15 protein-coding genes are annotated in these 22,097 nt (G+C 72.7%); 12 read left to right on the top strand and 3 right to left on the bottom strand.

The window, feature by feature from the left end:
• Window positions 1–84 precede the first annotated feature (84 nt).
• Window positions 85–273, bottom strand: a complete 189-nt coding sequence (locus M1L56_RS05265) for a hypothetical protein (protein ID WP_248598441.1) — start codon at window positions 271–273, stop codon at window positions 85–87.
• 122 nt (window positions 274–395) lie between these two features.
• Between M1L56_RS05265 and M1L56_RS05260 the strand changes: the two genes are divergently transcribed.
• From M1L56_RS05260 to M1L56_RS05250, 3 genes are read left to right on the top strand one after another with little or no spacing between them, the layout of a single operon-like run.
• The gene (locus M1L56_RS05260) at window positions 396–1,001 is read left to right on the top strand and encodes a TetR/AcrR family transcriptional regulator (protein WP_248598440.1); all 606 of its coding nucleotides are present in this window, start codon (window positions 396–398) and stop codon (window positions 999–1,001) included.
• A gap of 9 nt (window positions 1,002–1,010) precedes the next feature.
• Window positions 1,011–3,941, top strand: a complete 2,931-nt coding sequence (locus M1L56_RS16080) for an MMPL family transporter (RefSeq protein WP_248598439.1) — start codon at window positions 1,011–1,013, stop codon at window positions 3,939–3,941.
• Window positions 3,938–6,049, top strand: a complete 2,112-nt coding sequence (locus M1L56_RS05250) for a YhgE/Pip family protein (RefSeq protein ID WP_248598438.1) — start codon at window positions 3,938–3,940, stop codon at window positions 6,047–6,049. The genes M1L56_RS16080 and M1L56_RS05250 overlap by 4 nt, the downstream gene beginning before the upstream one ends.
• 55 nt (window positions 6,050–6,104) lie before the next feature.
• Here the strand turns inward: M1L56_RS05250 and M1L56_RS05245 are convergent, their stop codons facing one another.
• A complete protein-coding gene (locus M1L56_RS05245) occupies window positions 6,105–6,977 on the bottom strand; it encodes a sugar phosphate isomerase/epimerase (protein WP_248598437.1) in 873 nt (290 codons plus the stop codon).
• A gap of 95 nt (window positions 6,978–7,072) precedes the next feature.
• On the opposite strand from M1L56_RS05245, the gene M1L56_RS05240 reads away from it, so the two are divergent.
• The 5 genes from M1L56_RS05240 to ilvC all read left to right on the top strand — a co-directional run bounded on the left by M1L56_RS05240 (window position 7,073) and on the right by ilvC (window position 14,495).
• Window positions 7,073–9,295: a bifunctional alpha,alpha-trehalose-phosphate synthase (UDP-forming)/trehalose-phosphatase gene (locus tag M1L56_RS05240; protein ID WP_308198815.1), complete on the top strand. Its 2,223-nt coding sequence runs from the start codon at window positions 7,073–7,075 to the stop codon at window positions 9,293–9,295.
• A gap of 32 nt (window positions 9,296–9,327) precedes the next feature.
• Window positions 9,328–11,022, top strand: a complete 1,695-nt coding sequence (gene ilvD, locus M1L56_RS05235) for a dihydroxy-acid dehydratase (protein ID WP_248598436.1) — start codon at window positions 9,328–9,330, stop codon at window positions 11,020–11,022.
• 45 nt (window positions 11,023–11,067) lie between these two features.
• The gene (locus M1L56_RS05230) at window positions 11,068–12,876 is read left to right on the top strand and encodes an acetolactate synthase large subunit (RefSeq protein WP_248598435.1); all 1,809 of its coding nucleotides are present in this window, start codon (window positions 11,068–11,070) and stop codon (window positions 12,874–12,876) included.
• Between the two features lie 2 nt (window positions 12,877–12,878).
• Window positions 12,879–13,388 carry an acetolactate synthase small subunit gene (gene ilvN / locus M1L56_RS05225; protein WP_067946641.1) on the top strand — a complete coding sequence of 170 codons (510 nt, stop codon included), beginning with the start codon at window positions 12,879–12,881 and terminating at the stop codon, window positions 13,386–13,388.
• 78 nt (window positions 13,389–13,466) lie between these two features.
• Window positions 13,467–14,495 (top strand): ketol-acid reductoisomerase, encoded by a 1,029-nt coding sequence (gene ilvC / locus M1L56_RS05220; RefSeq protein ID WP_067946639.1) that lies wholly within the window; start codon window positions 13,467–13,469, stop codon window positions 14,493–14,495.
• Between the two features lie 110 nt (window positions 14,496–14,605).
• Here ilvC and M1L56_RS05215 read toward each other — a convergent pair whose 3' ends face one another.
• Entirely contained in the window at window positions 14,606–18,838 is a 4,233-nt protein-coding gene (locus tag M1L56_RS05215; protein WP_248598434.1) for a BTAD domain-containing putative transcriptional regulator, read from the bottom strand.
• Between the two features lie 112 nt (window positions 18,839–18,950).
• Here M1L56_RS05215 and M1L56_RS05210 point away from each other — a divergent pair, with 112 nt between their 5' ends.
• From M1L56_RS05210 to serA, 4 genes are all read left to right on the top strand, one after another.
• Window positions 18,951–19,307, top strand: a complete 357-nt coding sequence (locus M1L56_RS05210) for a hypothetical protein (protein WP_067946635.1) — start codon at window positions 18,951–18,953, stop codon at window positions 19,305–19,307.
• A gap of 115 nt (window positions 19,308–19,422) precedes the next feature.
• Window positions 19,423–19,899, top strand: coding sequence for a DNA polymerase III subunit gamma/tau (locus tag M1L56_RS05205; protein ID WP_248598433.1), 477 nt, complete (start codon window positions 19,423–19,425; stop codon window positions 19,897–19,899).
• Window positions 19,896–20,249, top strand: coding sequence for a hypothetical protein (locus tag M1L56_RS05200; protein WP_248598432.1), 354 nt, complete (start codon window positions 19,896–19,898; stop codon window positions 20,247–20,249). The genes M1L56_RS05205 and M1L56_RS05200 overlap by 4 nt, the downstream gene beginning before the upstream one ends.
• Window positions 20,250–20,401: 152 nt before the next feature.
• Window positions 20,402–21,994, top strand: coding sequence for a phosphoglycerate dehydrogenase (gene serA / locus M1L56_RS05195; protein ID WP_067946629.1), 1,593 nt, complete (start codon window positions 20,402–20,404; stop codon window positions 21,992–21,994).
• Window positions 21,995–22,097: the final 103 nt, after the last annotated feature.

The raw sequence follows: 22,097 nt of genomic DNA, 5'->3' as shown, positions 1-22,097 counted from the left end.
ACAGCGCCCGAGCCGCCCCTGAACGGGGGTGATGGCTCGGGCGAGGATGGTGCGGCCGCGTCGTCGCCGCCGCGGCCGGGAGGGCTACTCGGCCAGTTCGCGGCGCTTCTGCTCGTCGGCCACGGTGCCGATCGCGATCGCGAGCGTCGCGGCCCATGACACCCACATCAGCAGGAGCCTCCAGTCGCGCGGTCCTGCCGCCGTCGCCTTGATGACGCCGACGGCGCCGAAGAGCGAGGTGAGGACGGCTCCGCTGAAGAGGTACTTGCGCATGCCCCGAAACTACCGCCCGGGTCCGACGCATGCGACCGGTTGACACCCGCTCGCTGGGAGATCCCCGCGAATCTGACCGATCGTGCAGGATCTGACCGATCGGTCAAGGTAGCGTCATCCGCATGCCCACCGATGCCAAGGCGCCGGCGCGCGCCCGCGCGGCCGACGAACTCAAGCAGGCCGCCCTCGAGCAGTTCGCGAGCGTCGGCTTCGCGGCCACCTCGCTGCAGCACATCGCCGACCACGCCGGCTACTCGAAGTCGAGCGTGCTCTACCACTACGCGTCGAAGGAGGCCCTGCTCGAGTCCGCGATCGAGCCGGCCGTCAGCCAGTTCGAAGAGGTCCTCGAGGACTACCTCGCGGGCCGCGACCCGGTGCGCCGCCGCCGGCTCGTCGACCGGGTGATCGACCTCATGCTCGTGCACCGCGAGGCCGTGCACGTGTTCCTGATCCAGGGGCCGAGCCTCGCCGAGCTGCCGATCATCGCCCGCGCCGACGCGGCCGTGCGCCGCCTCGCCGCGGCGATCTGCGACGAGCGCGAGAGCGTCGAGGACCAGGTGCGCTTCGGCGTCGCGCTGGGCGGTGCCGCCTTCCTGCTCACCGCCGGCCGCACGTTCGCCGACGACCGCGCGCAGCCGTCCGACGACGAACTCCGGGCCGCGCTGCACGCGGTGCTGCCCGAGCTGCTCGCCCCGCCCGCCGCCACCCGCACCGCCGACGCCGAGTAAGGACCGCACGTGGCTCTCCTCCTCCACCGCATCGGGCGCGCCGCCTTCCGCCGCGCCTGGCTCGTCGTCGTCGCCTGGGTCGTCGCGCTCACGGCGCTCGTCGGCGGCGGCATCGCCCTCGGCGGCCAACTCCAGGAGTCGTACGCGATCCCCGGCACCGAATCGCAGGACGCCATCGACCAGCTCGCCGCCGTGTTCCCCCAGACCGCCGGCGCGTCGGCCAAGGCCGTCGTCGAGGCGCCCGACGGCGGGTCCGTCGAGGACCCGGACTCCCGCGCCGCGATCGCCGACATGGAGCGCGAGCTCGAGCGCGTCGACGGCGTGGCGAGCGTGCTCGGCCCGTTCGACGAGTACGCCGGCGACCAGGTCTCCGACGATGCGCGCACGGCCTACATCCAGGTGCAGTTCGACGGGCCGGTGACGGATGTCGCGCAGGAGTCGATCGACGCGGTCGTCGCCACGGGCGACGCGGGCCGCGACGCCGGCCTCCGGGTCGCGTTCGGCGGCGAGGTGTTCCAGGAGACCACGTTCGGCCTGACGATCACCGAGGTCTTCGGCGTGCTCTTCGCCGGAGTGGTCCTGCTCATCACCTTCGGGTCGCTCCTCGCTGCCGGAATGCCCCTCCTCACGGCGATCGTGGGCGTCGGCGCGACGTTCGGCGGCATCGCCGTGGTCTCCGCGTTCGCCACCGTGTCGAGCACGGCGCCCATGCTCGCGGTCATGATCGGCCTCGCCGTCGGCATCGACTACGCCCTGTTCATCCTGTCGCGGCACCGCACCCAGCTCGCGCGCGGCATGGACCCCGAGGAGAGCGCGGCGGAGGCCGTCGCGACCGCGGGCGGCGCCGTCGTGTTCGCCGGCCTCACGGTGATCATCGCGCTCCTCGGCCTGCTCGTCGTCGGCATCCCGTTCCTCAGCGTCATGGGCGTCGCCGCGGCGTTCGCCGTCCTCGTCGCCGTGATCGGCGCGACCACGCTCCTGCCGGCGCTGCTCGGCCTCGCGAAGGGGCGGCTGGCGCCGAAGCCCGGCAGTCGGGCGCACCGCCGCGCCGTCGCCGCCGACGAGGGCGGCCGGCCGACCCTCGGGCGCCGCTGGGTCGACACGGTGCTGAAGGCGCCGGTCGTGTTCCTGGTGCTCGTGGTGGGGCTCCTCGGCACGGCGGCGATCCCCGCGGCGAGCCTCGACCTGAACCTCCCGGGTGGCGAGGGCGAAGCCGGATCCAGCCAGCGCGAGGCCTACGAGATGATCGAGGCGGGCTTCGGCCCCGGCGCGAACGGTCCGCTCATCGTGACGGTCGACATCACGCAGACCACCGACATCTTCGAGGACCTCGACGCGATCGGCGAGCGCCTCGCCCGGGTCGACGGCGTCGACTACGTCGGCGAGGGCCTCCCGAACGAGACCGTCGACACCGCGATCATCCAGGTGATCCCCGAGAGCGGACCGACCGACCCGGAGACCAAGCAGGTGGTGCAGGACATCCGTGCGCTCGAGCCGGAGATCGCCGAGGAGTTCGGCACGCCCATCGCGGTGACCGGCTACACCGCCGTCTCGATCGACATCTCGCAGCGCCTCACCGATGCGCTCATCCCGTTCGCGCTCATCGTCGTGGGGCTGTCGATCGTCCTGCTGCTCATCGTGTTCCGCTCGCTGTTCGTGCCCGTCAAGGCGGCGCTCGGCTTCCTCCTCTCGGCGTTCGGCGCGATCGGGGTCACGGTCGCCGTGTTCCAGTGGGGGTGGTTCGCCGACCTCATGCACGTCGAACCGGGGCCGATCCTGAGCTTCCTGCCCATCCTGCTCATGGCGGTGCTGTTCGGGCTCGCCATGGACTACGAGGTGTTCCTCGTCTCCGGCATGCGCGAGGAGTTCGTGAAGACCCGCGAACCGCGCTCGTCGATCGTGCACGGCTTCCAGCACGCCGCGCGCGTCGTCACGGCGGCGGCGCTCATCATGTTCTTCGTCTTCTTCGCGTTCGTCCCCGAGGGCACCGGCGTCATCAAGGGCATCGCCTTCGCGCTGGCCATCGGCGTCGCCTTCGACGCGTTCCTGGTGCGGATGACGCTGGTGCCCGCCGCCATGGCCCTCGCCGGTCGTCACGCGTGGTGGCTGCCGAGGTGGCTCGCCCGCGTCCTGCCCGACGTCGACATCGAGGGCGAGGGGCTGCGCGCCCACCTCGCCGAGTCCGAGTGGGCCGCAGCACGCAACGCGGACGTCCTCGCCGAGGGGCTGCTCGTCGGCGACCCGGCGGCCCCGGTCGGGCCGATCACGCTCGACGTGCCGCGCGGCGGCGCGCTCGTCGTCCGGGGCGGCCCCGCCGAACGGCGCCTCGTCTCGGCGACGATCGCCGGCAGGGTCCTGCCCGCGGGCGGGCGCCTCGCGGTGCTCGGGCTGCCGCTGCCGACCGACGCGAACGCCGTCATGCGCCGGGTCGCGGTCGCCGACACCGCCACGGACGCCGCATCCGCGCCGACCGCGGGCGACCTCGTCGCCGCACGGGTCGACGCGACCCGGCCGTGGTACCGGCTGGGTTCCACGCGCGACGCCGTCGAGGACGCCCTCGATGCCGCCGCGGTCGCCCGATCGGTCGCCGAGACGAGCGGGGGCCGCCTCGCCGCGGCGCTGACGGACTCGTTCCCGTGGCGGACCACCGCCGTCGATCCCGACACGCCGGTGGGCGAGCTCGACCGGCTCGACCGGATCCTCGTGACCGCAGCCGCCGCGCTCGCCGAGCAGCCGCGGGCGCTCGTCCTCGACCTCGACGCGGCGTCCGCGTCCGAGGCCGGCACCTGGCGAGCCCTCGCGCACCTGGTACCGGACGACGTCGCGCTCATCGCGACTGTGCCCGACGACGCCGACCCCGTCCCCGCCCGCGAGGCGTTCGACGCCCGCGGCATCCGCGAACTCGACCTCGCGATCCGAGCCCAGGAGGCGCTCCGATGACCCGAACCGACCCCACCGGCCGCGGCGCCGGCCCGGGCAGCCGACGCGGCCGCAGGGCTGCCCTGCTCGCCGCGGTGATCGCCGTGCCGCTCGCCGTCGCCGGCCTCGTCGCCGCGGCGGTCGGCGGTGCCGACGACCGGCTCGACGCCATCCCGGCCATCGTCGTGAACAATGACGAGATGGTCACCATGACCCTGCCCGACGGCGAGGAGCAGCCCGTGCTCGCGGGTCGGCAGCTCGTCACCGAGCTCACCGGCGACGGGTCGACGGGGTTCGACTGGACGATCTCGAACGACGAGCAGGCGGCCGAGGCGCTCGCCGCGGGCGACGCGTACGCGGTCCTCACCATCCCCGCGGACTTCTCGGCGTCGGTCACGTCGCTCTCCGGCCAGGCGCCCACGACGGCGGCGCTCGACATCCGCACCGACGACGCGCACGGCTACCTCGCCGGCACCGTCGCCACGACGGTCGGCGACGCGATCGCCGACGCCTTCGGGCAGGAGCTCACCACGCAGTACCTCGAGGGCCTGTACGGCAACCTCATCCAGGTCGGCGGGGCCTTCGGCGAGGCAGCGGATGGCGCGGGGCAGCTCGCCGACGGCGCCGACTCGCTCGCGGGCGGCCTCGACCAGCTCGCGGCCGGGGTCGGTTCCTCCGCCGACGGCGCGCAGCAGCTCGCGGGCGGTCTCGACCGGCTCGCGGGCGGCGTGGGCAGCGCGGCATCGGGTGCGGCTCAGGGCGCGGCCGGCGCGGCGGCGTACGCCGACGGCGTCGACCAGTACACGGGCGGCGTGGATTCGCTCTCCGGCGGCCTCGGGGTGCTGCGCGACCAGACGGGACGGCTCGGTGCACTCGGCACCGGGATCGGCGACTACGTCGCGGGAGTCCAGGGGCTCTCCGCCGGGTACGACCGACTGGAGGTCGGCCTCCTCCAGCTCATCGACGGGAACATCGCCGCGACGGCCGCCGCGGCCGGCGTGCCGGCGACCTGCGCGCCCGAGCCGGCGGCGCCCCTCGTCGAGCTCTGCCGGCTGCGGGCCGGCGTCGTCGACACGGGCGACGGCGCGTCGGCCCTCGCCGCCGGGGGAGCGCCGATCGCCGAGGGCGCCGCCGGACTCGGTCAGCTCCAGTCGGGCATCGCCGGACTCGCGGACGGCGCGTCGCAGCTCTCGAGCGGCTCTCCGCAGCTGCGCGACGGTGCGGACCGCCTCACCGCGGGCTTCGAGGGACTCTCCGGCGGCCTCGGCGAACTGCAGTCGGGCGCCTCGGGCGCCGCGTCGGGCACGTCGGAGCTCGCCGGCGGACTCGCGCAGCTCCGCGACGGAGCCTCGGCGTCGGCCGATGGCGCGACCAGACTCGCCGACGGCACGGGCGAGCTGGCCGACGGACTCGCGGAGGGCGCCGAGGGCTCCTCATCCCTCACCGACCTCGATCCCGAGGACACCGCCTCGGTGGTCGCCGAGCCGGTGACCGTCGCGGCGCAGCGCGACAACGCCATCGACTCGCTGGGCCAGGTCATCGCGATGCTGCTCGCACCCATCGGCCTGTGGCTCGGTGCGATGGCGCTCTTCCTCGTGTTCCGTCCGTTCGGGCGGGAGGCGCTCGCCAGCACGGCGCCGACGGGGCGGCTCCTGGCTCGCACGCTCTTCCGCGGCTCGCTCGTCGGCCTCGCCCAGGCGGCGGCCGTCGTGCTGCTCATGCACACGGCGCTCGGCGTCGACTGGGCGCTGCTGCCGCAGACGCTCGCGTTCTCCGCCCTGCTCGCGGTCGCGTTCACGGCGATCCACGCATTCCTCAACGCGTGGCTCGGCCGCGCCGGCACGATCGTGTCGCTGGTGCTCGTCGTGCTCCAGCTCGCGGCCTCCGGTGGGCTCTACCCGCTCGAGATCGTGAGCGGGCCGTTCCAGGCGGTGAGCCCGTTCCTGCCGCTGACCTGGGCGGTGCAGGGCATGCAGCTCATCGTGAGCGGCGCCGGAGGCGGGGCCGTCGCCGGATCCGCCGCGGTGGTCGCGCTGTTCGGGCTGCTCGGCGTCGCCGGCACCGCGGCCGTGGTGGCGCGGCGCCGCGGCATCCGCTCGGTGGGTTCGACGCTGCCCTCGCCCGCCTGACGGCGACGTGGGGATTGCGACCCGGTGGCCCCCGTGGCTGCCGGGTCGCGTCGCGTCAGCGGCGGTGGGGGAGGATCGCGTCGATCGCCCGACGCAGCGGCGACTCGGACTGCGGCCGCTCGGGCTCGGCGGCCGGTGCGACGGTCGTGTGCTCGCGGGCGAACGCGAGCGTCTCGCGGAGGAGGTCGAGCCGCTCCGCCTCGGACTTCGCCTTGCGGGTGTTGATCTCGGCGACCACCGAGCCGTTCCACCCGCGGTCGGCCAGCCACCGCAGCGTCTCGGCGACGGGCTGGGTGCCGCGGCCGGGCAGCAGGTGCTCGTCGAAGATCTGTCCCTCGCCGATCGCGCCCGTGCCGTCGCACAGGTGGACGTGGCGGAGTCGGTCGCCCAGGTCCTTCGCGTACTCGAGGCTGTCGACGCCGGAGAGCGAGGCGTGCGAGAAGTCGAGCGTGACCGCGTCGCAGTCCATCTCGCGCGGGTCCCAACCGGGCGCGTACGCCTTCATGTTCCGGCCGGCGGCGCGCCACGGGAACATGTTCTCGACCGCGATCTCGACGCCGTGCGCGCCCGAGAACTCCCGCACCGCGGGCAGGAACTCGCGCGCGTAGGTGGCCTGCCACCGGAACGGCGGGTGCACGACGACGGCCTCGGCCCCGACGGCCGCGGCCAGTTCGGCCGTGCGGTCGAGCTTGACGCGCGGGTCGCGGCCCCAGACGAAGTGGGTGAGCAGCAGCACGGGCGCGTGGATGGAGAGGATGGGCAGGTCCCACCGCTCCGACATCTCGTTGAGGCCCTCGGCGACCTGGGTGGTGAGCTCCTGGGTCACCATGATCTCGATGCCGTCGAACCCGGCCTCCTTCGCGTATCGGAAGGCGTGCTCGGGCTCGAGTGGGTACACACAAGTGGTGCTCATACCGATTCGGATCATGAGGATCGCAGTCTAGCCCGGGCGGCTGGACGCAGGGTGAGGACTTGCCGCCCTGTTAGCCTGAACGCCGAGCAGTCCGAGGAGGACCCGACGCCGTGAAGCCCGATTCCCAGCCCGACGACCTGTTCCCCGATGGCGCGTACGACATGGTCGTCGTGTCCAACCGCCTGCCCGTCGACTACGTGGGCGGCGAGGGAGCCGACACGCAGTGGAAGGGCTCGCCCGGCGGTCTGGTGACGGCGCTCGAGCCCGTCATGCGCGAGAACGACGGCGCGTGGGTGGGCTGGGCGGGCGTCGCCGATCGCGAGTTCGACCCGTTCGAGCACGACGGCATCTCGATCATCCCCGTGCCGCTCTCGGCCGACGAGGTCGAGGAGTACTACGAGGGCTTCTCGAACGACACCCTGTGGCCGCTCTACCACGACGTGATCGCTCCGCCCCGCTTCCACCGCGAGTGGTGGGACGCCTACGTGCGCGTCAACCGCCGCTTCGCGGAGGCGGCCGCCCGCGCGGCTGCCGAGGGCGCGGTCGTGTGGGTGCAGGACTACCAGCTCCAGCTCGTCCCGCGCATGCTCCGCGAGAGCCGGCCCGACCTCGTGATCGGCTTCTTCAACCACATCCCGTTCCCCGCATACGGCATCTACTCGCAGCTGCCGTGGCGTCGCCAGGTCGTCGACGGCCTGCTCGGCGCCGACGTCATCGGCTTCCAGCGAGCAGCGGATGCCGGCAACTTCACGCGTGCCGTCCGGCGCCTCTACGGCTACCGCACGCGCGGTTCGGTGCTCGAGGTGCCCGGCCCCGACGGCGAGACCCGACACGTGGTCGCCCGGCACTTCCCGATCTCGATCGACGCGGCCGCATTCGAGCGGATGGCGCGCCGCCCCGAGGTGCAGGAGCGCGCCCGGGAGATCCGCAAGAGCCTGGGCGACCCCGATGTCGTGATGCTCGGCGTCGACCGACTCGACTACACGAAGGGCATCCGCCACCGCATCAAGGCGTTCGGCGAGCTCCTGCGCGACGGGCGGCTCACCGTCGAGGAGGCCACGCTCGTGCAGGTCGCGAGCCCCTCCCGCGAACGCGTCGACACCTACCGGCAGCTGCGCGACGAGATCGAGCTGCTCGTCGGGCGGCTGAACGGCGACCACTCCACGCTGGGGCATCCGGCCATCTCGTACCTGCACCACGGCTACCCGCGCGAGGAGATGGCGGCGCTGTACCTGGCCGCCGACGTCATGCTCGTCACCGCGCTGCGCGACGGCATGAACCTCGTCGCGAAGGAGTACGTCGCCTGCCGGTTCGACGACGACGGCGTGCTGCTGCTCAGCGAGTTCACCGGTGCCTCCGACGAGCTGCGCCAGGCGATCCTCGTGAATCCCCACGACATCGAGGGCCTGAAGGACGCCATGGTCGAGGCGACCCAGATGCCCAAGCGCGAACGGGCGCGGCGCATGCGCGCGCTGCGCAAGCGCGTGAAGGACAACGACGTGGCCAACTGGTCGGCGACGTTCCTCGAGACGCTCACCGGCGTGGGCAAGATCCAGCCGGGCGTGCCGGACGCCCTGCGCAGCGCCGTCGCGCGCATCGCGGAGGTCGAGCGGCTGCTCGTCGCGCTCGACTTCGACGGCACCCTCGCGCCGCTGGTCGACCGTCCCGAGGACGCGCGGGCCACCGAACGGGCGCGCGCCGCCATCGAGCGGATGTCGCAGCACGAGGACACGCGCGTGGCCCTCGTCTCCGGCCGAGCGCTCGACAGCCTGAAGGACGTCGCCTCGCCGCCGGTCGCCGCGCTGCTCAGCGGCTCGCACGGCGTCGAGCTGCAGCTCGACGCGAGCGGCGTCACGATCGACCTGCGCGAGAACGAGCTCACGCGGCTCGAGCAGCTCATCGACATCGTCGAGAACGCGGCATCCGCCGCCGACGGCGCCTGGGTCGAGCGCAAGCCGGCCGGGATCGCCCTGCACACCCGCAAGCTCGGCGCGACCGCGGGCGCCGCGCTCCAGCGCGAGGCCCGCGAGCGCGTCGAGCAGGCGCTGCCCGGGCTGGCGACGCGGACCGGCAAGAACGTGCTGGAATTCGCGGTCCGCGCGAGCGACAAGGGCGAGGCGGTCACGCGCCTGCGCCAGCACGCCGGTGCCGATGCCGTCCTCTACGTGGGCGACGACGTGACCGACGAGGACGCGTTCGCGACGCTCGAGATCGACGACGTGGGCGTGAAGGTCGGCCAGGGGAAGTCGCTCGCGGCCTACCGGCTGCGCGGTCCCGACGACGTCGCCGAACTGCTCGAGGTGCTCGCCGACGCCCGCGACGCCGCACGGTGAAACCGGTCTCTGGCGGCATCTAGACTCGACGCATGTCGGAGATCGATCCCAAGCCCCGCAGTCGCGTCGTCACGGATGGCATCGAGGCCACCACGAGCCGAGGCATGCTGCGTGCCGTCGGCATGGGCGACGCCGATTGGGACAAGCCCCAGGTCGGCATCGCGAGCTCGTGGAACGAGATCACCCCCTGCAACCTCTCGCTCGCCCGCCTCGCGCAGGCGGCGAAGGAGGGCGTGCACGCCGGCGGCGGCTACCCGCTGCAGTTCGGCACCGTGTCCGTCTCGGACGGCATCTCGATGGGCCACGAGGGCATGCACTTCTCCCTCGTCTCGCGCGAGGTGATCGCCGACTCGGTCGAGGTCGTCATGCAGGCCGAGCGCCTCGACGGGTCGGTGCTGCTCGCGGGCTGCGACAAGTCCATCCCGGGCATGCTCATGGCCGCCGCTCGACTGGACCTCGCATCCGTCTTCCTCTACGCCGGGTCGATCGCGCCGGGCTGGGTCCGCCTCGAGGACGGCACCGAGAAGGACATCACGATCATCGACTCGTTCGAGGCCGTCGGCGCGGTCAAGGCCGGCAAGATGAGCGAAGCGGATGCCAAGCGCATCGAGTGCGCGTTCGCTCCCGGCGAGGGTGCCTGCGGCGGCATGTACACCGCGAACACCATGGCCTCCGTCGCCGAGGCGCTCGGACTCTCGCTGCCCGGCTCGGCGTCCCCGGCGTCCGCCGACCGCCGTCGCGACTACTACGCCCACCGGTCCGGCGAGGCCGTCGTGAACCTGCTGAAGACCGGCATCACCGCCCGGCAGATCCTCACCAAGGAGGCGTTCGAGAACGCCATCGCCGTGGGCATGGCGCTGGGCGGCTCGACCAACATCGTGCTCCACCTGCTCGCCATCGCCCGCGAGGCCGAGGTCGAGCTCACCCTCGACGACTTCAACCGCATCGGGTCCAAGGTGCCCCACATCGGCGACCTCAAGCCGTTCGGCAAGTACGTCATGAACGACGTCGACCGCCGCGGCGGCCTGCCCGTGCTCATGAAGGCCCTGCTCGACGCGGGGCTCATGCACGGCGATGTGCTCACGGTCACGGGGAAGACCCTCGCCGAGAACCTCGCCGAGCTCGACGTCGCGCCGCTGGACGGCGAGGTGCTCCGCACCCTCGACAACCCCATCCACGAGACCGGCGGCCTGACGATCCTGCACGGCTCGCTCGCTCCCGACGGCGCCGTCGTGAAGACGGCCGGCTTCGACGCGGCGACCTTCGAGGGGCCCGCGCGGGTCTTCGAGCGCGAGCGGGCCGCGATGGACGCCCTGACCGCCGGCGAGATCAAGCACGGCGACGTGGTCGTCATCCGCTACGAGGGCCCCAAGGGCGGACCGGGCATGCGCGAGATGCTCGCCATCACCGCCGCCATCAAGGGCGCTGGGCTCGGAAAAGATGTACTACTCTTGACGGACGGTCGATTCTCAGGCGGCACAACCGGCCTGTGCATCGGCCACATAGCACCCGAGGCGGTCGACGCAGGTCCGATCGCCTTCGTGCGCGATGGTGATCTGATTCGGGTCGATATCGCGGCTCGTTCCATCGACCTACTGGTCGACGGGGCCGAGCTGGCAGCCCGCCGTGACGGCTGGGCGCCGCTTCCCCCGCGCTACACCCGAGGCGTCCTCGCGAAGTACTCCAAGCTCGTGCGCTCCGCAGCCGAAGGCGCGACCACGGGCTGAGGCTCTCGCCTGTCCCGAACACCACGCACCATGAACAGGAAACGAATGACCACGGAAGCCAGCCCCGTGCCATCGCCCGCCAGCCTGTCGCAGTCGCAGAGCGGTCCCGAGATGCTCACCGGAGCCGAAGCGGTCGTCCGCTCGCTCGAGCTGCTCGGCATCACCGACGTCTTCGGGCTCCCCGGCGGCGCCATCCTCCCCGTCTACGACCCGCTGCTCGACAGCCGCAAGCTCCGCCACATCCTGGTCCGCCACGAGCAGGGCGCCGGCCACGCGGCCGAGGGCTACGCCTCGTCGTCGGGCAAGCTCGGCGTCGCCATCGCGACCTCGGGCCCGGGCGCCACCAACCTGGTCACGGCCATCGCCGACGCGCACATGGACTCGGTGCCCTTCCTCGCGATCACCGGCCAGGTGTTCTCGAACCTCATGGGCACCGACGCGTTCCAGGAGGCCGACATCGTCGGCATCACGATGCCGATCACGAAGCACTCGTTCCTCGTGAAGACGGCCGAGGAGATCCCGGCCACCATCGCGTCGGCCGTGCACATCGCCACGACCGGCCGCCCCGGCCCCGTGCTCGTCGACATCACGAAGGACGCCCAGCAGGCCACCTTCCCGTTCCAGTGGCCGCCGAAGCTCGACCTGCCCGGGTACCGGCCGATCACCAAGGCGCACGGCAAGCAGGTGCTCGCCGCCGCCCAGCTCATCGCCGAGGCGAAGCGCCCGGTGCTCTACGTCGGCGGCGGCATCATCCGCGCCGGTGCCTCGGGCGAGCTGCAGGCGTTCGCCGAGGCGACGAACGCGCCGGTCGTCACGACCCTCATGGCGCGCGGCGCGTTCCCCGACTCGCACCCGCAGCACCTCGGCATGCCCGGCATGCACGGCACGGTCCCCGCCGTGCTCGCCCTCCAGGAGGCCGACCTGCTCGTCGCCCTCGGCGCCCGCTTCGACGACCGCGTCACGGGCAAGGCGGCGCTGTTCGCCCCCGAGGCCAAGGTCGTCCACGTCGACATCGACCCCGCCGAGATCGGCAAGATCCGTGCCGCCGACGTGCCCATCGTGGGCGACGCGAAGGACGTCCTCGTCGACCTCCTCGCGGCCTACCGCGAGGTCACGCGCCAGCACACGCCCGACGTCGCCGACTGGTGGTCGACGCTCGACGGCCTCCGGTCCGAGTTCCCGCTCGGCTACACGCAGCCCTCGGACGGGCTGCTCGCGCCGCAGTACGTCATCCAGCGCATCGGCGAGCTGACCGGCCCCGAGGGCGTGTACGCCGCGGGCGTCGGCCAGCACCAGATGTGGGCCGCGCAGTTCATCAAGTACGAGCGGCCCAACGCCTGGCTGAACTCCGGCGGCGCCGGCACGATGGGCTACGCGGTGCCCGCCGCCATGGGCGCCAAGGTCGCCGAGCCGGAGCGCACGGTGTGGGCGATCGACGGCGACGGCTGCTTCCAGATGACCAACCAGGAACTCGCGACCTGCACCCTGAACGACATCCCGATCAAGGTCGCGGTGATCAACAACTCCTCGCTCGGCATGGTGCGCCAGTGGCAGACGCTGTTCTACGACGGCCGGTACTCCAACACCGACCTGAACACGGGCCACGACACCGTCCGCGTCCCCGACTTCGTCAAGATGGCCGAGGCGTACGGCGCACTCGGCATCCGCGTGACGAAGGAGGAGGAGGTCGACGACGCGATCAAGCTCGCGCTCGAGACCAACGACCGCCCGGTGGTGATCGACTTCGTCGTCTCCGCCGACGCCATGGTGTGGCCGATGGTGCCGCAGGGCGTCTCCAACTCCTACATCCAGTACGCCCGCGACCACTCGCCGGCCTTCAGCCAGGAGGACTGAACATGTCGACCCACGTGCTCTCCCTCCTCGTCGAGGACAAGCCCGGCCTGCTCACCCGCGTCGCGGGACTCTTCGCCCGCCGCGGATTCAACATCGAGTCGCTCGCGGTCGGCCACTCCGAGATCGACGGGCTCTCCCGCATCACGGTCGTCGTCGACGTGGAGGACCTGCCGCTCGAGCAGGTCACCAAGCAGCTGAACAAGCTCGTCAACGTGCTGAAGATCGTCGAGCTCGACCCCGCGCAGTCGGTGCAGCGCGAGCACCTGCTGATCAAGGTCCGCGTCGACAACGCCACGCGCTCGGCGGTGCTCGAGGCCGTCAACCTGTTCCGCGCGCGCGTGGTCGACGTGTCGACCGACGCGCTCGTCATCGAGGTGACCGGCGACTCCGGCAAGACGACGGCGCTGCTCCGCGTGCTCGAGCCGTACGGCATCAAGGAGATCGCCCAGTCGGGCCTCCTCGCGATCGGCCGCGGCGGCAAGTCCATCACCGAACGCGTCTACAAGAACTGACACCGGTGGTCGAGGAGCACGCGATGCGCGCGCACCGAGGCCGCCTGCCCGAACCCATCACAAGGAGAAAGACCGCACATGGCTGAGATCTACTACGACAAGGACGCCGACCTCTCGCTCATCCAGGGCAAGAAGGTGGCCGTCATCGGCTACGGCTCGCAGGGCCACGCGCACGCGCAGAACCTCCGCGACTCCGGCGTCGAGGTCGTCATCGGCCTCAAGGAGGGCTCGAAGTCGACGGCGAAGGCCGAGGAGGCCGGTTTCGAGGTCAAGAGCGTGGCGGATGCCGCGGCCTGGGCCGACGTCATCGTGATCCTCGCCCCGGACCAGTTCCAGCGCCACATCTACGCCGAGTCCGTCAAGGACAACCTCGCCGAGGGCAAGACGCTCGTCTTCGGCCACGGCTTCAACGTCCGCTTCGGGTACATCGAGGCCCCGGCGGGCGTCGACGTGATCCTCGTCGCGCCGAAGGCCCCGGGCCACACCGTGCGCCGCGAGTTCGTCGCGGGCCGCGGCATCCCCGACATCATCGCGGTCGAGCAGGACGCCTCGGGCACCGCCTGGGACCTCGCCAAGTCGTACGCGAAGGCGATCGGCGGCACCCGCGCCGGCGTCATCAAGACCACCTTCACCGAGGAGACCGAGACCGACCTGTTCGGCGAGCAGGCCGTGCTCTGCGGCGGCGTCTCGCAGCTCGTGCAGTACGGTTTCGAGACCCTCACCGAGGCGGGCTACCAGCCCGAGATCGCCTACTTCGAGGTGCTCCACGAGCTGAAGCTCATCGTCGACCTCATGTGGGAGGGCGGCATCTCGAAGCAGCGCTGGTCCGTCTCCGACACCGCCGAGTACGGCGACTACGTCTCGGGCCCGCGCGTCATCGACGAGCACGTCAAGGAGAACATGAAGGCCGTGCTCGCCGACATCCAGGACGGCACGTTCGCCAAGCGCTTCATCGACGACCAGGACAACGGCGCCAAGGAGTTCCTCGAGCTCCGCGAGAAGGGCCAGGGCCACCCCATCGAGACCACGGGGCGCGAGCTGCGCAAGCTCTTCGCGTGGACCCAGGTCGACGAGGACGACTACGTCGACGGCGAGGTCGCTCGCTGATCCTCGCGTCTTCGGCGCGTGGCGAAGGCGAGGTCGCTCGCTGACGCTCTCGAACGCCTCGCACCATCCCGCATGGCGGGGCCGGTTCCGACCGGCCCCGCCGTCGGCGTTCAGCGGGCCGATGCGCAGGTGCTCCGCGGTTCGCCGAGCGGCTGCAGGTAGCGGTGCCACTCCGCCTCGGTGAGGTCGCGCCCGGCGAGGCGGCAGACGGCCGCGAACTGGCGCTCCGGGTCGAGGTCCCAGACCACGACGCCCTCTCGCGTCGAGACCGCGAGTTCGGCGCCGTCGGGGCGGATCGCGGCCGGCACGACGGCCCGTCCGCTGCTGCGGAACGGGTCGCCGATGGGTTCACCGCTCACCGTGTCGTAGACGATCGACGTGCCGTCGGCGAGGGTCACCACGACGGTCCGGCCGTCGGCGTCGAAGGACGGTGCGTAGCGACCGGTGGCGGCACCGGTGACGATCCCGGCCCGGCGCAGCGAATCCGCCCGGTAGTGCCCGATGCCGTCGTCGCCGACGCCGACGAGTTCGTCATCCGGCGTGACGACGTGGGCCCGCAGGCCGAGGAGTCCGTCGGCGCGCAGCGCGTGATCCTGGCCCGACACGACCGCGGTGCGGATCGGGCCCTGCGGCAGCGGCTCGTCGGGACCGATCTCGCGACTGCGCACCTCCGGGAGGTAGCTGACGGCGAGCGGATCCCCGTCGGGCGCCGACGACACCCACACCGGGCACCCGTCGACGCTCCAGGCCGGGCCCTCCGCCGCCCCGGATTCCGGATCGATCGTCCGCATCCGGCCGTTGGTGCGCACCGCGAGGAGGTGCTCGCCGCCGTCGATCGGCCAGAGCGACACCACCCCCCACAGCTCCTCGCCGAGCTGCGTCCCGGTCCGCGAGTCGAACACGCGGAAGAGGTCGTCCGCGGCCGACCGGGCGTAGAGCCGCCCGTCCCGGAGCCAACCCGTCTCGACCACGGCGTCGGGGAACCGGTGCACCACCGTTCCCGACCGCGTATCCATGGCGACCGCGTCGTACGCCGGATCCCACACGTCGCGCTCGACGCGGGCGGGCGTGATGAGGAGCATCGAGTCCTCCTGCGAGTACGGGCCGAGCACCTCCCAGCCGCGGGTCAGCAGCCGGTGCCCGGGGCCGTCGCCGTCGATCCGCCAGCGGGTGACGACCGGTCGGCCGACGCCGATCGCGGGGAGCATGCCGCCGTCGTCGCCCACGGCGAGCGGGCCGACGTCGTCCGATCCGCGGAATTCGTCGGACGGCAGGGGAACCCCCGACGCCAGGTCGAACACCGTCGTCACGCCGAAGCGACTGCTGCAGAACACCCGCCCGTGCGGTTCGGAGACCGCGATCCAGACGCACGGGCCGAGGTTCGCCGTCGAGAGGTCGGTCGCCCAGCGCACCTCGCCCGTCGCCGGGTCGAAGGCGGTCACGGCGCGGTCCCCGGAGGCGACCACCGTCCCCGAGGGGGCCACCGCCAGGTCGACGTGCGCCGACGACGGCGCCACGGGAATGCGGGTCACGACCGACGCCGTGCGCGGGTCGATGACGTCGACCCGGTCGTCGAGGCGGCCGACGAGCAGGCGGCCCGCGGTGTCGAACGCGATCGCCGCGGCGTACGAGTCGCGGTCGAGCGCGGTCGTGCGCTCGCCGTCGATCGCGCGCACCGCGGCATCCGTCGTCGAGACCAGTTCGACGGCGCCGTCGCGTGCGTCGGCGATGGCGATGATCGAGCCGTCGCGATTCACCGCCAGGGCGCCGGTCCCGGTGCCGAGGCGGATCGGGCCGAGGAGGCGTTCGCCGCCCGTCAGGTCGAAGGCGACGAGCACCGAGGTCGGCGACGTGCCGTACCACGTCACGCCGGACGGCTGCGTCCTCGACGGCCAGAGCACCGTGCCGACCCGGCCGTCGGCGCTCACCTCGACGAGCGGCCAGGGCTGCGGCGGCTCGGGCTCGAATCCGAGGTCGAGCGCCCGGACCGTGCCACCGCCGGCGAGGTCCCGCACCGCGGCGGCACCGCCGGACGTGACCACCAGGGCCGCCTCGGTACCGGGGATGAGCGAGCCGTACGCACTGCCCTCGGGTTCGAGCGCGATCGTGTCGACGAGTCCGCCCGCCGCCTGCAGCACGCTCGTCAGCCCCGACCGCGTCCGCGCGTCGTCGGGCCAGCGACGGTAGGCCTCGGCGGCGAGCAGGGCGGAGACGTCGCGCTCCGACGTCCGCAGCGCCAGGGCGGTCGCGACGAGCGCCTCGACCGTGGCCGTGTCGCGCTGCGCGCCCGCCTCGGTCGACGTGACCACGGCGGTCGACCCGACCCCGACGAGCAGCAGGATGAGGCCCGCGGCCACGCCGAGCAGGGATCGGAGCCGACGGTTCCGCCGCCGGTCCTCCTCGGCCCGGGCGAGCAGCTCCGTCCGTTCGGCGTCGGCGCGGGCGGCCGACGCGTCCAGGAAGTCCGCCTCGATGCGCGTGAGGTCGTCGGGAGCGGCATCCCGTCGCTCGAGGGCCGCCTGCAGGCGTGCGCCACGGAACAGCTCGTCATCCGGGCGCCCGGCCTCGTCCCACGACTCGGCGGCTGCGGTCACGCTCGCCAGCACGCGCGCGGCATCCGCGTCCTGCTGCAGCCAGTCGTGCAACCTCGGCCATGCCAGCGCGAGCGCCTCGTGGGCGATCGCGACCGGTTCCGCCTCCGCAGTGACGAGCCGCGCGCTCGTGAGCCGTGCGAGCACGCGCGCCCGAGCCGCATCCGCCCGGAGCGGCCCGGCGGCGGCGCGGCGCCGGATGGGCGCGCCGTCCGGGCCGAGCTCGACGAGCCGGAGCATGAGCGATCGGCACTGGTCGCGTTCCCGGGCGTCGAGCGACTCGTAGAGCTGTTCGGCCGACTGGGCGATGGCGCCCGAGATGCCGCCCGACGACTCGTAGCCGGCGACCGTGAGCGTCGCACCCTCGCGGCGGCTCCACGTCTCGACGAGGGCGTGCGCGAGGAGGGGGAGCGCGCCTGGCGCACCGGCCGCGTCGCGCAGCATGAGCTCCGCGAGCCCGGGCTCCAGTCTCAGTCCGGCGCGCCGGGCCGGCTGCTCGATGGCGTCGCGGAGCGCTTCGCGACCCATCGGACCGACGAGGTGCACGCCGTCGGCCATCAGCGGACCGAGGTCGTCGAGCGCCGCGCACCGGTCGAGGAAGTCGGAGCGGACGACGAGGACGACCACGACGCCGGCCGCGGCCGCCCGGGCGATCGCCGCCGCCGTCCCGTCGGCATCCGCGCCGCGCGCGTGGAAGACCTCCTCGAACTGGTCGATCACCAGCGCGGTGCGGCCGTGGGCACCGTCGACGGCGTCGCGGATGCGGCGTTCGAGGTCGGCGCTCGGCAGCAGGACGAAGACGCGGTCGCCGCGTCGCCGGAGGACCGGCACGACCCCGGCGAGCACGAGCGAGGACTTGCCGCTGCCCGACGCCCCCGACACCGCGAGGAACGGGGCCCGAGCCAGCCGCGCCAGCGCCGCCCGCACGTCGGCGTCGCGCCCGAAGTAGTGCTCCTCGTCCTCCGCGGCGAAGGACCGGAGTCCGGGGTACGGGCAGTCCGCGCTCGGGACCGTCACCGGCGTCGACGGGCGCAGCGACGGGTCGTGCCGGAGGATCGCGAGCTCCAGGTCCTGCAGCTCCTCGCCGGGCTCGACGCCGAGCTCCTCGTCGAGCCGTTCGCGCGCAGCCCGCACCGCCGCGAGCGCATCCGCCTGGCGGTCGCTGCGGTAGAGCGCCGTCGCGAGCATCGTCCAGCGGCGTTCGCGCAGCGGAGCCTCGCGCACCATCGTCTCGGCCATCGGCACCGACTCGGTGTGCCTCCCGGCTCGCAACCACGCATCCAGGCGGACCTCCTCGAGATCCATGCGGGCCTCCTCGAGGCGAGCCGACTCCGCCGCCGCGGGCAGCCACGCGGACAGCTCCGCGAACGCGGTGCCGTGCCACAGGCCGAGGGCTCGGTCGGCCGCGTCGAGGCTGCGCACCAGGTCGCCTGCCACCAGGTGCTCGCGCGCGGCGGCCGCGAGCCGCTCGAACCGCGCCGCATCGATCTCCGCCGCGTCGATCCGCAGCTGGTACCCGTCGTCGACCGTCTCGATCGCCGAGCGCCCGACCGCCTTCCGCACGAGTCCGATCGCCGCCTGCACCTGCTTCTGCCAGGTGTGCGGGCGGTCGTCGCCCCAGACCGCCGACGCGATCTCGTCGGCGGGGACCGGCTGGCCGTTCCGGAGTACGAGGACCGCGAGCACCATGCGTTCGCGCAGGTTGAGCGCGGCGTCGTCGAGACGGAGCGGGCCGAGGACCCGGATGCCCATACCCGCAGTGTCCACCCGCGCCCGCGACGGGTCAATGCGCGGGCCGGCGCCGGCATACCGCCGGAATACCGCCGCGTGACGGGGCGGTACCCCCGCGGCGCACCGTGGCGGCATGGAACACGCACACACCGTCACTGTCCGCCTCGCCGCGTCCGCCCTCATGGTCGGGCTCGCGGCGACATTCGCCGGCTGCGCTTCGCTCGCATCCACGGTCGGCGACCAGGCCCGCGCCGGCGGGCCCGCCCGCGTGTCGACCGAGGCGCACCTGGACATGGCCCGCGACACGGCCGACGCCTACGTCTCGGGACTGATCGCCAGGGCCCGCGCGAACGTCGTCACCGACTCGCATCGCCAGCAGCTCCAGGCGCAGGTCGAGCGCTACCTCGCCGAGCTGAAGCAACGGGCGCAGGACGCCCGCCGGGCCGATCCCGTCCGGGACGACCTCAGCCCGACCGCCCCGACCGGCTGAACCGAGCGGATGCCGCGGCGGCGACGGGGCGACGAGCGCCGTCGCCGCCGCGTTCCGTCGCGCGTGGGCGGCGCGGTCCGCCGCGCGCGGGCCCCGCGGTCGTTATCGTGAACGCATGGCCCGAAACGACGGCGACGACGAGGATGAGGCCCTCCACTGGGACGGCGACGACGATGCGACGCTCGCGCCCGGATGGCGCGCGGTCGGCACCCCGGTGCCCGTCACTGCGCCGGGCGAGGGCACGATGGATGCCGCGGCATCCGTCGACGGCGAGCCGGACGTCGACGCGGCGGATGCCGCGGACCAGCCCGGGTCGGCCGAGCTCGTGCTGCTCGGCGTCTTCGGCGGCGTCTACCTCCTCTACACGCTCGGGTGGATCCTCAGCGTGCTCCGCGTGCAGAACCCCGCGGCCGATCCGGTGGGCCAGTTCATGTTCAGCCTGGGTCTGTGGCTCGCCGTGCTCGCTCCGGCGCTGTGGTTCGGGGTGACGTTCGCGCTGACGCGGGGGCGACCGAGGGCGCGACTCGTGTGGATGCTCGTCGGGGCCGTCGTGCTCCTGCCGGTCGCGTTCGTGGCGGGGGTGACGGCATGAGCGCCGCGACGGTCGACCCGTCGGTGCGCCGCACGCCGTTCTGGCTCGAGATCGCCCTCGCGATCGCGTTCGGCCTGTTCTTCGCATACGACGCGTGGGAGGCCGTCGGCAACCTGGTCGGCGTCGCGGATCTCGCGCGCACGCTCGACACGTCGATCAGCGGGTCGGGCTGGGTCGTGCTCATCGCGGCGATCCTGCTGCCGATCGGCCTCTTCGCCGCGGCGTTCCTGCTCGGGCGACGGCGTTCGGCCGTCGTGCAGGCGGCGCTGTACCTCACTGGGCTCGCGGTGTCGGCGCTGCTCTACCTCGACATCCTGCTCATGTTCGGGATCGGAGCGCTGCTCACCTGAGCGGCGGGCCCGCGAACGCCCGCTCGTCTGCGCGCGTCACACGATTCGGGGACGCCCCGGACGCTGAAGTAGCATGAGCGCGTCCCCGCGCCTCCGACGATGCCGGCGCACGCGTGCACGCGCACCCATCCGAATCCCGTGAAGGACCCAACGTGTCGAAGCCGGTCGTGCTGATCGCCGAAGAACTCTCGCCCGCCACCGTCGATGCCCTCGGACCCGACTTCGAGATCCGCAACGTGGACGGCACCGACCGTCCGGCGCTGCTCGAGGCGATCGCCGACGCGCACGCGATCCTCGTGCGCTCGGCCACCAAGGTCGACGCCGAGGCGATCGCCGCGGGGCGCTCGCTGAAGGTCATCGCCCGCGCGGGCGTCGGGCTCGACAACGTCGACATCAAGGCGGCGACGACCGCCGGCGTGATGGTCGTGAACGCGCCGACGTCGAACATCATCTCCGCCGCCGAACTCACCGTCGGACACATCCTGAGCCTCGCGCGCCACATCCCGGCTGCGCACGCCGCCCTCGCGCAGGGGGAGTGGAAGCGCTCGGCGTACACGGGCGTCGAGCTCTACGAGAAGACCGTCGGCATCATCGGCCTCGGCCGCATCGGCGCGCTCATCGCGGCCCGGCTGCAGGCGTTCGGCGTCGAGGTCATCGCCTACGACCCCTACATCACCGCCGCACGCGCGCAGCAGCTCGGCGTGCAGACCGTCACGCTCGACGAGCTCCTCGAGCGCAGCGACTTCATCACCATCCACATGCCGAAGACGCCGGAGACGACCGGCATGATCGGCGCCGAGCAGCTCGCGAAGATGAAGCCCACCGCCTTCGTCGTGAACGTCGCGCGCGGCGGGCTCATCGACGAGGAGGCCCTGCACGACGCGCTCGTGGCGGGCACCATCGCCGGCGCCGGCCTCGACGTGTTCGTCCAGGAGCCGCCGAAGGAGTCGCCGCTGCTCGCCCTGCCGAACGTGGTGGTCACGCCGCACCTCGGCGCGTCGACCGACGAGGCGCAGGAGAAGGCGGGCGTCTCGGTCGCCAAGTCGGTTCGCCTCGCGCTCGCCGGCGAGCTCGTGCCCGACGCCGTGAACGTCGCCGGCGGCGTGATCGACCCGTACGTGCGCCCCGGCATCCCGCTCGTCGAGAAGCTCGGCCAGCTCTTCGCGGGTCTCGCGCAGGGACCGCTCGAGAGCCTCGACGTCGAGGTGCACGGCGAGCTCGTCGACTACGACGTGAGCGTGCTGAAGCTCGCCGCGCTGAAGGGCGTCTTCACCAACGTCGTGAGCGAGACCGTCTCGTACGTGAACGCGCCGCTGCTCGCCGAGCAGCGCGGCGTCGCGGTGCGCCTCATCGCCGACGCCGACAGCCCCGAGTACCGCAACGTCATCACGCTGCGCGGCGCGCTCGCCGACGGCACCCAGGTGTCGGTGTCGGGCACGCTCACGGGCACCAAGCAGATCGAGAAGCTCGTCGGCATCAACGGCTACGACATCGAGGTGCCGATCGCGGACCACCACATCGTGATGATCTACACCGACCGGCCGGGCATCGTGGCGGTCTATGGCAGCGAGTTCGGCGACGCCGGCATCAACATCGCGGGCATGCAGATCGCGCGTCGCGAGGCCGGGGGCCAGGCGCTGTCGGTGCTCACGGTGGACTCGCCGGTTCCGGCCGAGGTGATCGAGCGGGTGCGCACCGCGATCGACGCCGACGTCATGGTCGAGGTCGACATCACGGAGTCCTAGGTCTCGATACGGCGACGGCGTGACGGTGGTCGAGTAGCACCGAAGGCGCGTATCGAGACCACGGGCGGGTCTCGGTACGGGCGCTTCGCGTGCTACTCGACCA

Source organism: Agromyces sp. C10 (assembly GCF_023217995.1).
GTDB classification, from domain to species: Bacteria; Actinomycetota; Actinomycetes; order Actinomycetales; family Microbacteriaceae; genus Agromyces; species Agromyces indicus.
Note: the sequence above shows the minus strand (reverse complement) of the source record. Positions and strands in the feature narration are given on the sequence as shown.

Coding starts and splice junctions, on each gene's coding strand:
- M1L56_RS05245 (WP_248598437.1), bottom strand. CDS start 6,977: ATGATCCGAATCGGTATGAGCACCACTTGTGTGTACCCACTCGAGCCC.
- ilvD (WP_248598436.1), top strand. CDS start 9,328: ATGTCGGAGATCGATCCCAAGCCCCGCAGTCGCGTCGTCACGGATGGC.
- M1L56_RS05230 (WP_248598435.1), top strand. CDS start 11,068: ATGACCACGGAAGCCAGCCCCGTGCCATCGCCCGCCAGCCTGTCGCAG.
- M1L56_RS05215 (WP_248598434.1), bottom strand. CDS start 18,838: ATGGGCATCCGGGTCCTCGGCCCGCTCCGTCTCGACGACGCCGCGCTC.
- M1L56_RS05250 (WP_248598438.1), top strand. CDS start 3,938: ATGACCCGAACCGACCCCACCGGCCGCGGCGCCGGCCCGGGCAGCCGA.
- M1L56_RS05260 (WP_248598440.1), top strand. CDS start 396: ATGCCCACCGATGCCAAGGCGCCGGCGCGCGCCCGCGCGGCCGACGAA.
- ilvC (WP_067946639.1), top strand. CDS start 13,467: ATGGCTGAGATCTACTACGACAAGGACGCCGACCTCTCGCTCATCCAG.
- M1L56_RS05200 (WP_248598432.1), top strand. CDS start 19,896: ATGAGCGCCGCGACGGTCGACCCGTCGGTGCGCCGCACGCCGTTCTGG.
- M1L56_RS05265 (WP_248598441.1), bottom strand. CDS start 273: ATGCGCAAGTACCTCTTCAGCGGAGCCGTCCTCACCTCGCTCTTCGGC.
- M1L56_RS05210 (WP_067946635.1), top strand. CDS start 18,951: ATGGAACACGCACACACCGTCACTGTCCGCCTCGCCGCGTCCGCCCTC.
- M1L56_RS05205 (WP_248598433.1), top strand. CDS start 19,423: ATGGCCCGAAACGACGGCGACGACGAGGATGAGGCCCTCCACTGGGAC.
- ilvN (WP_067946641.1), top strand. CDS start 12,879: ATGTCGACCCACGTGCTCTCCCTCCTCGTCGAGGACAAGCCCGGCCTG.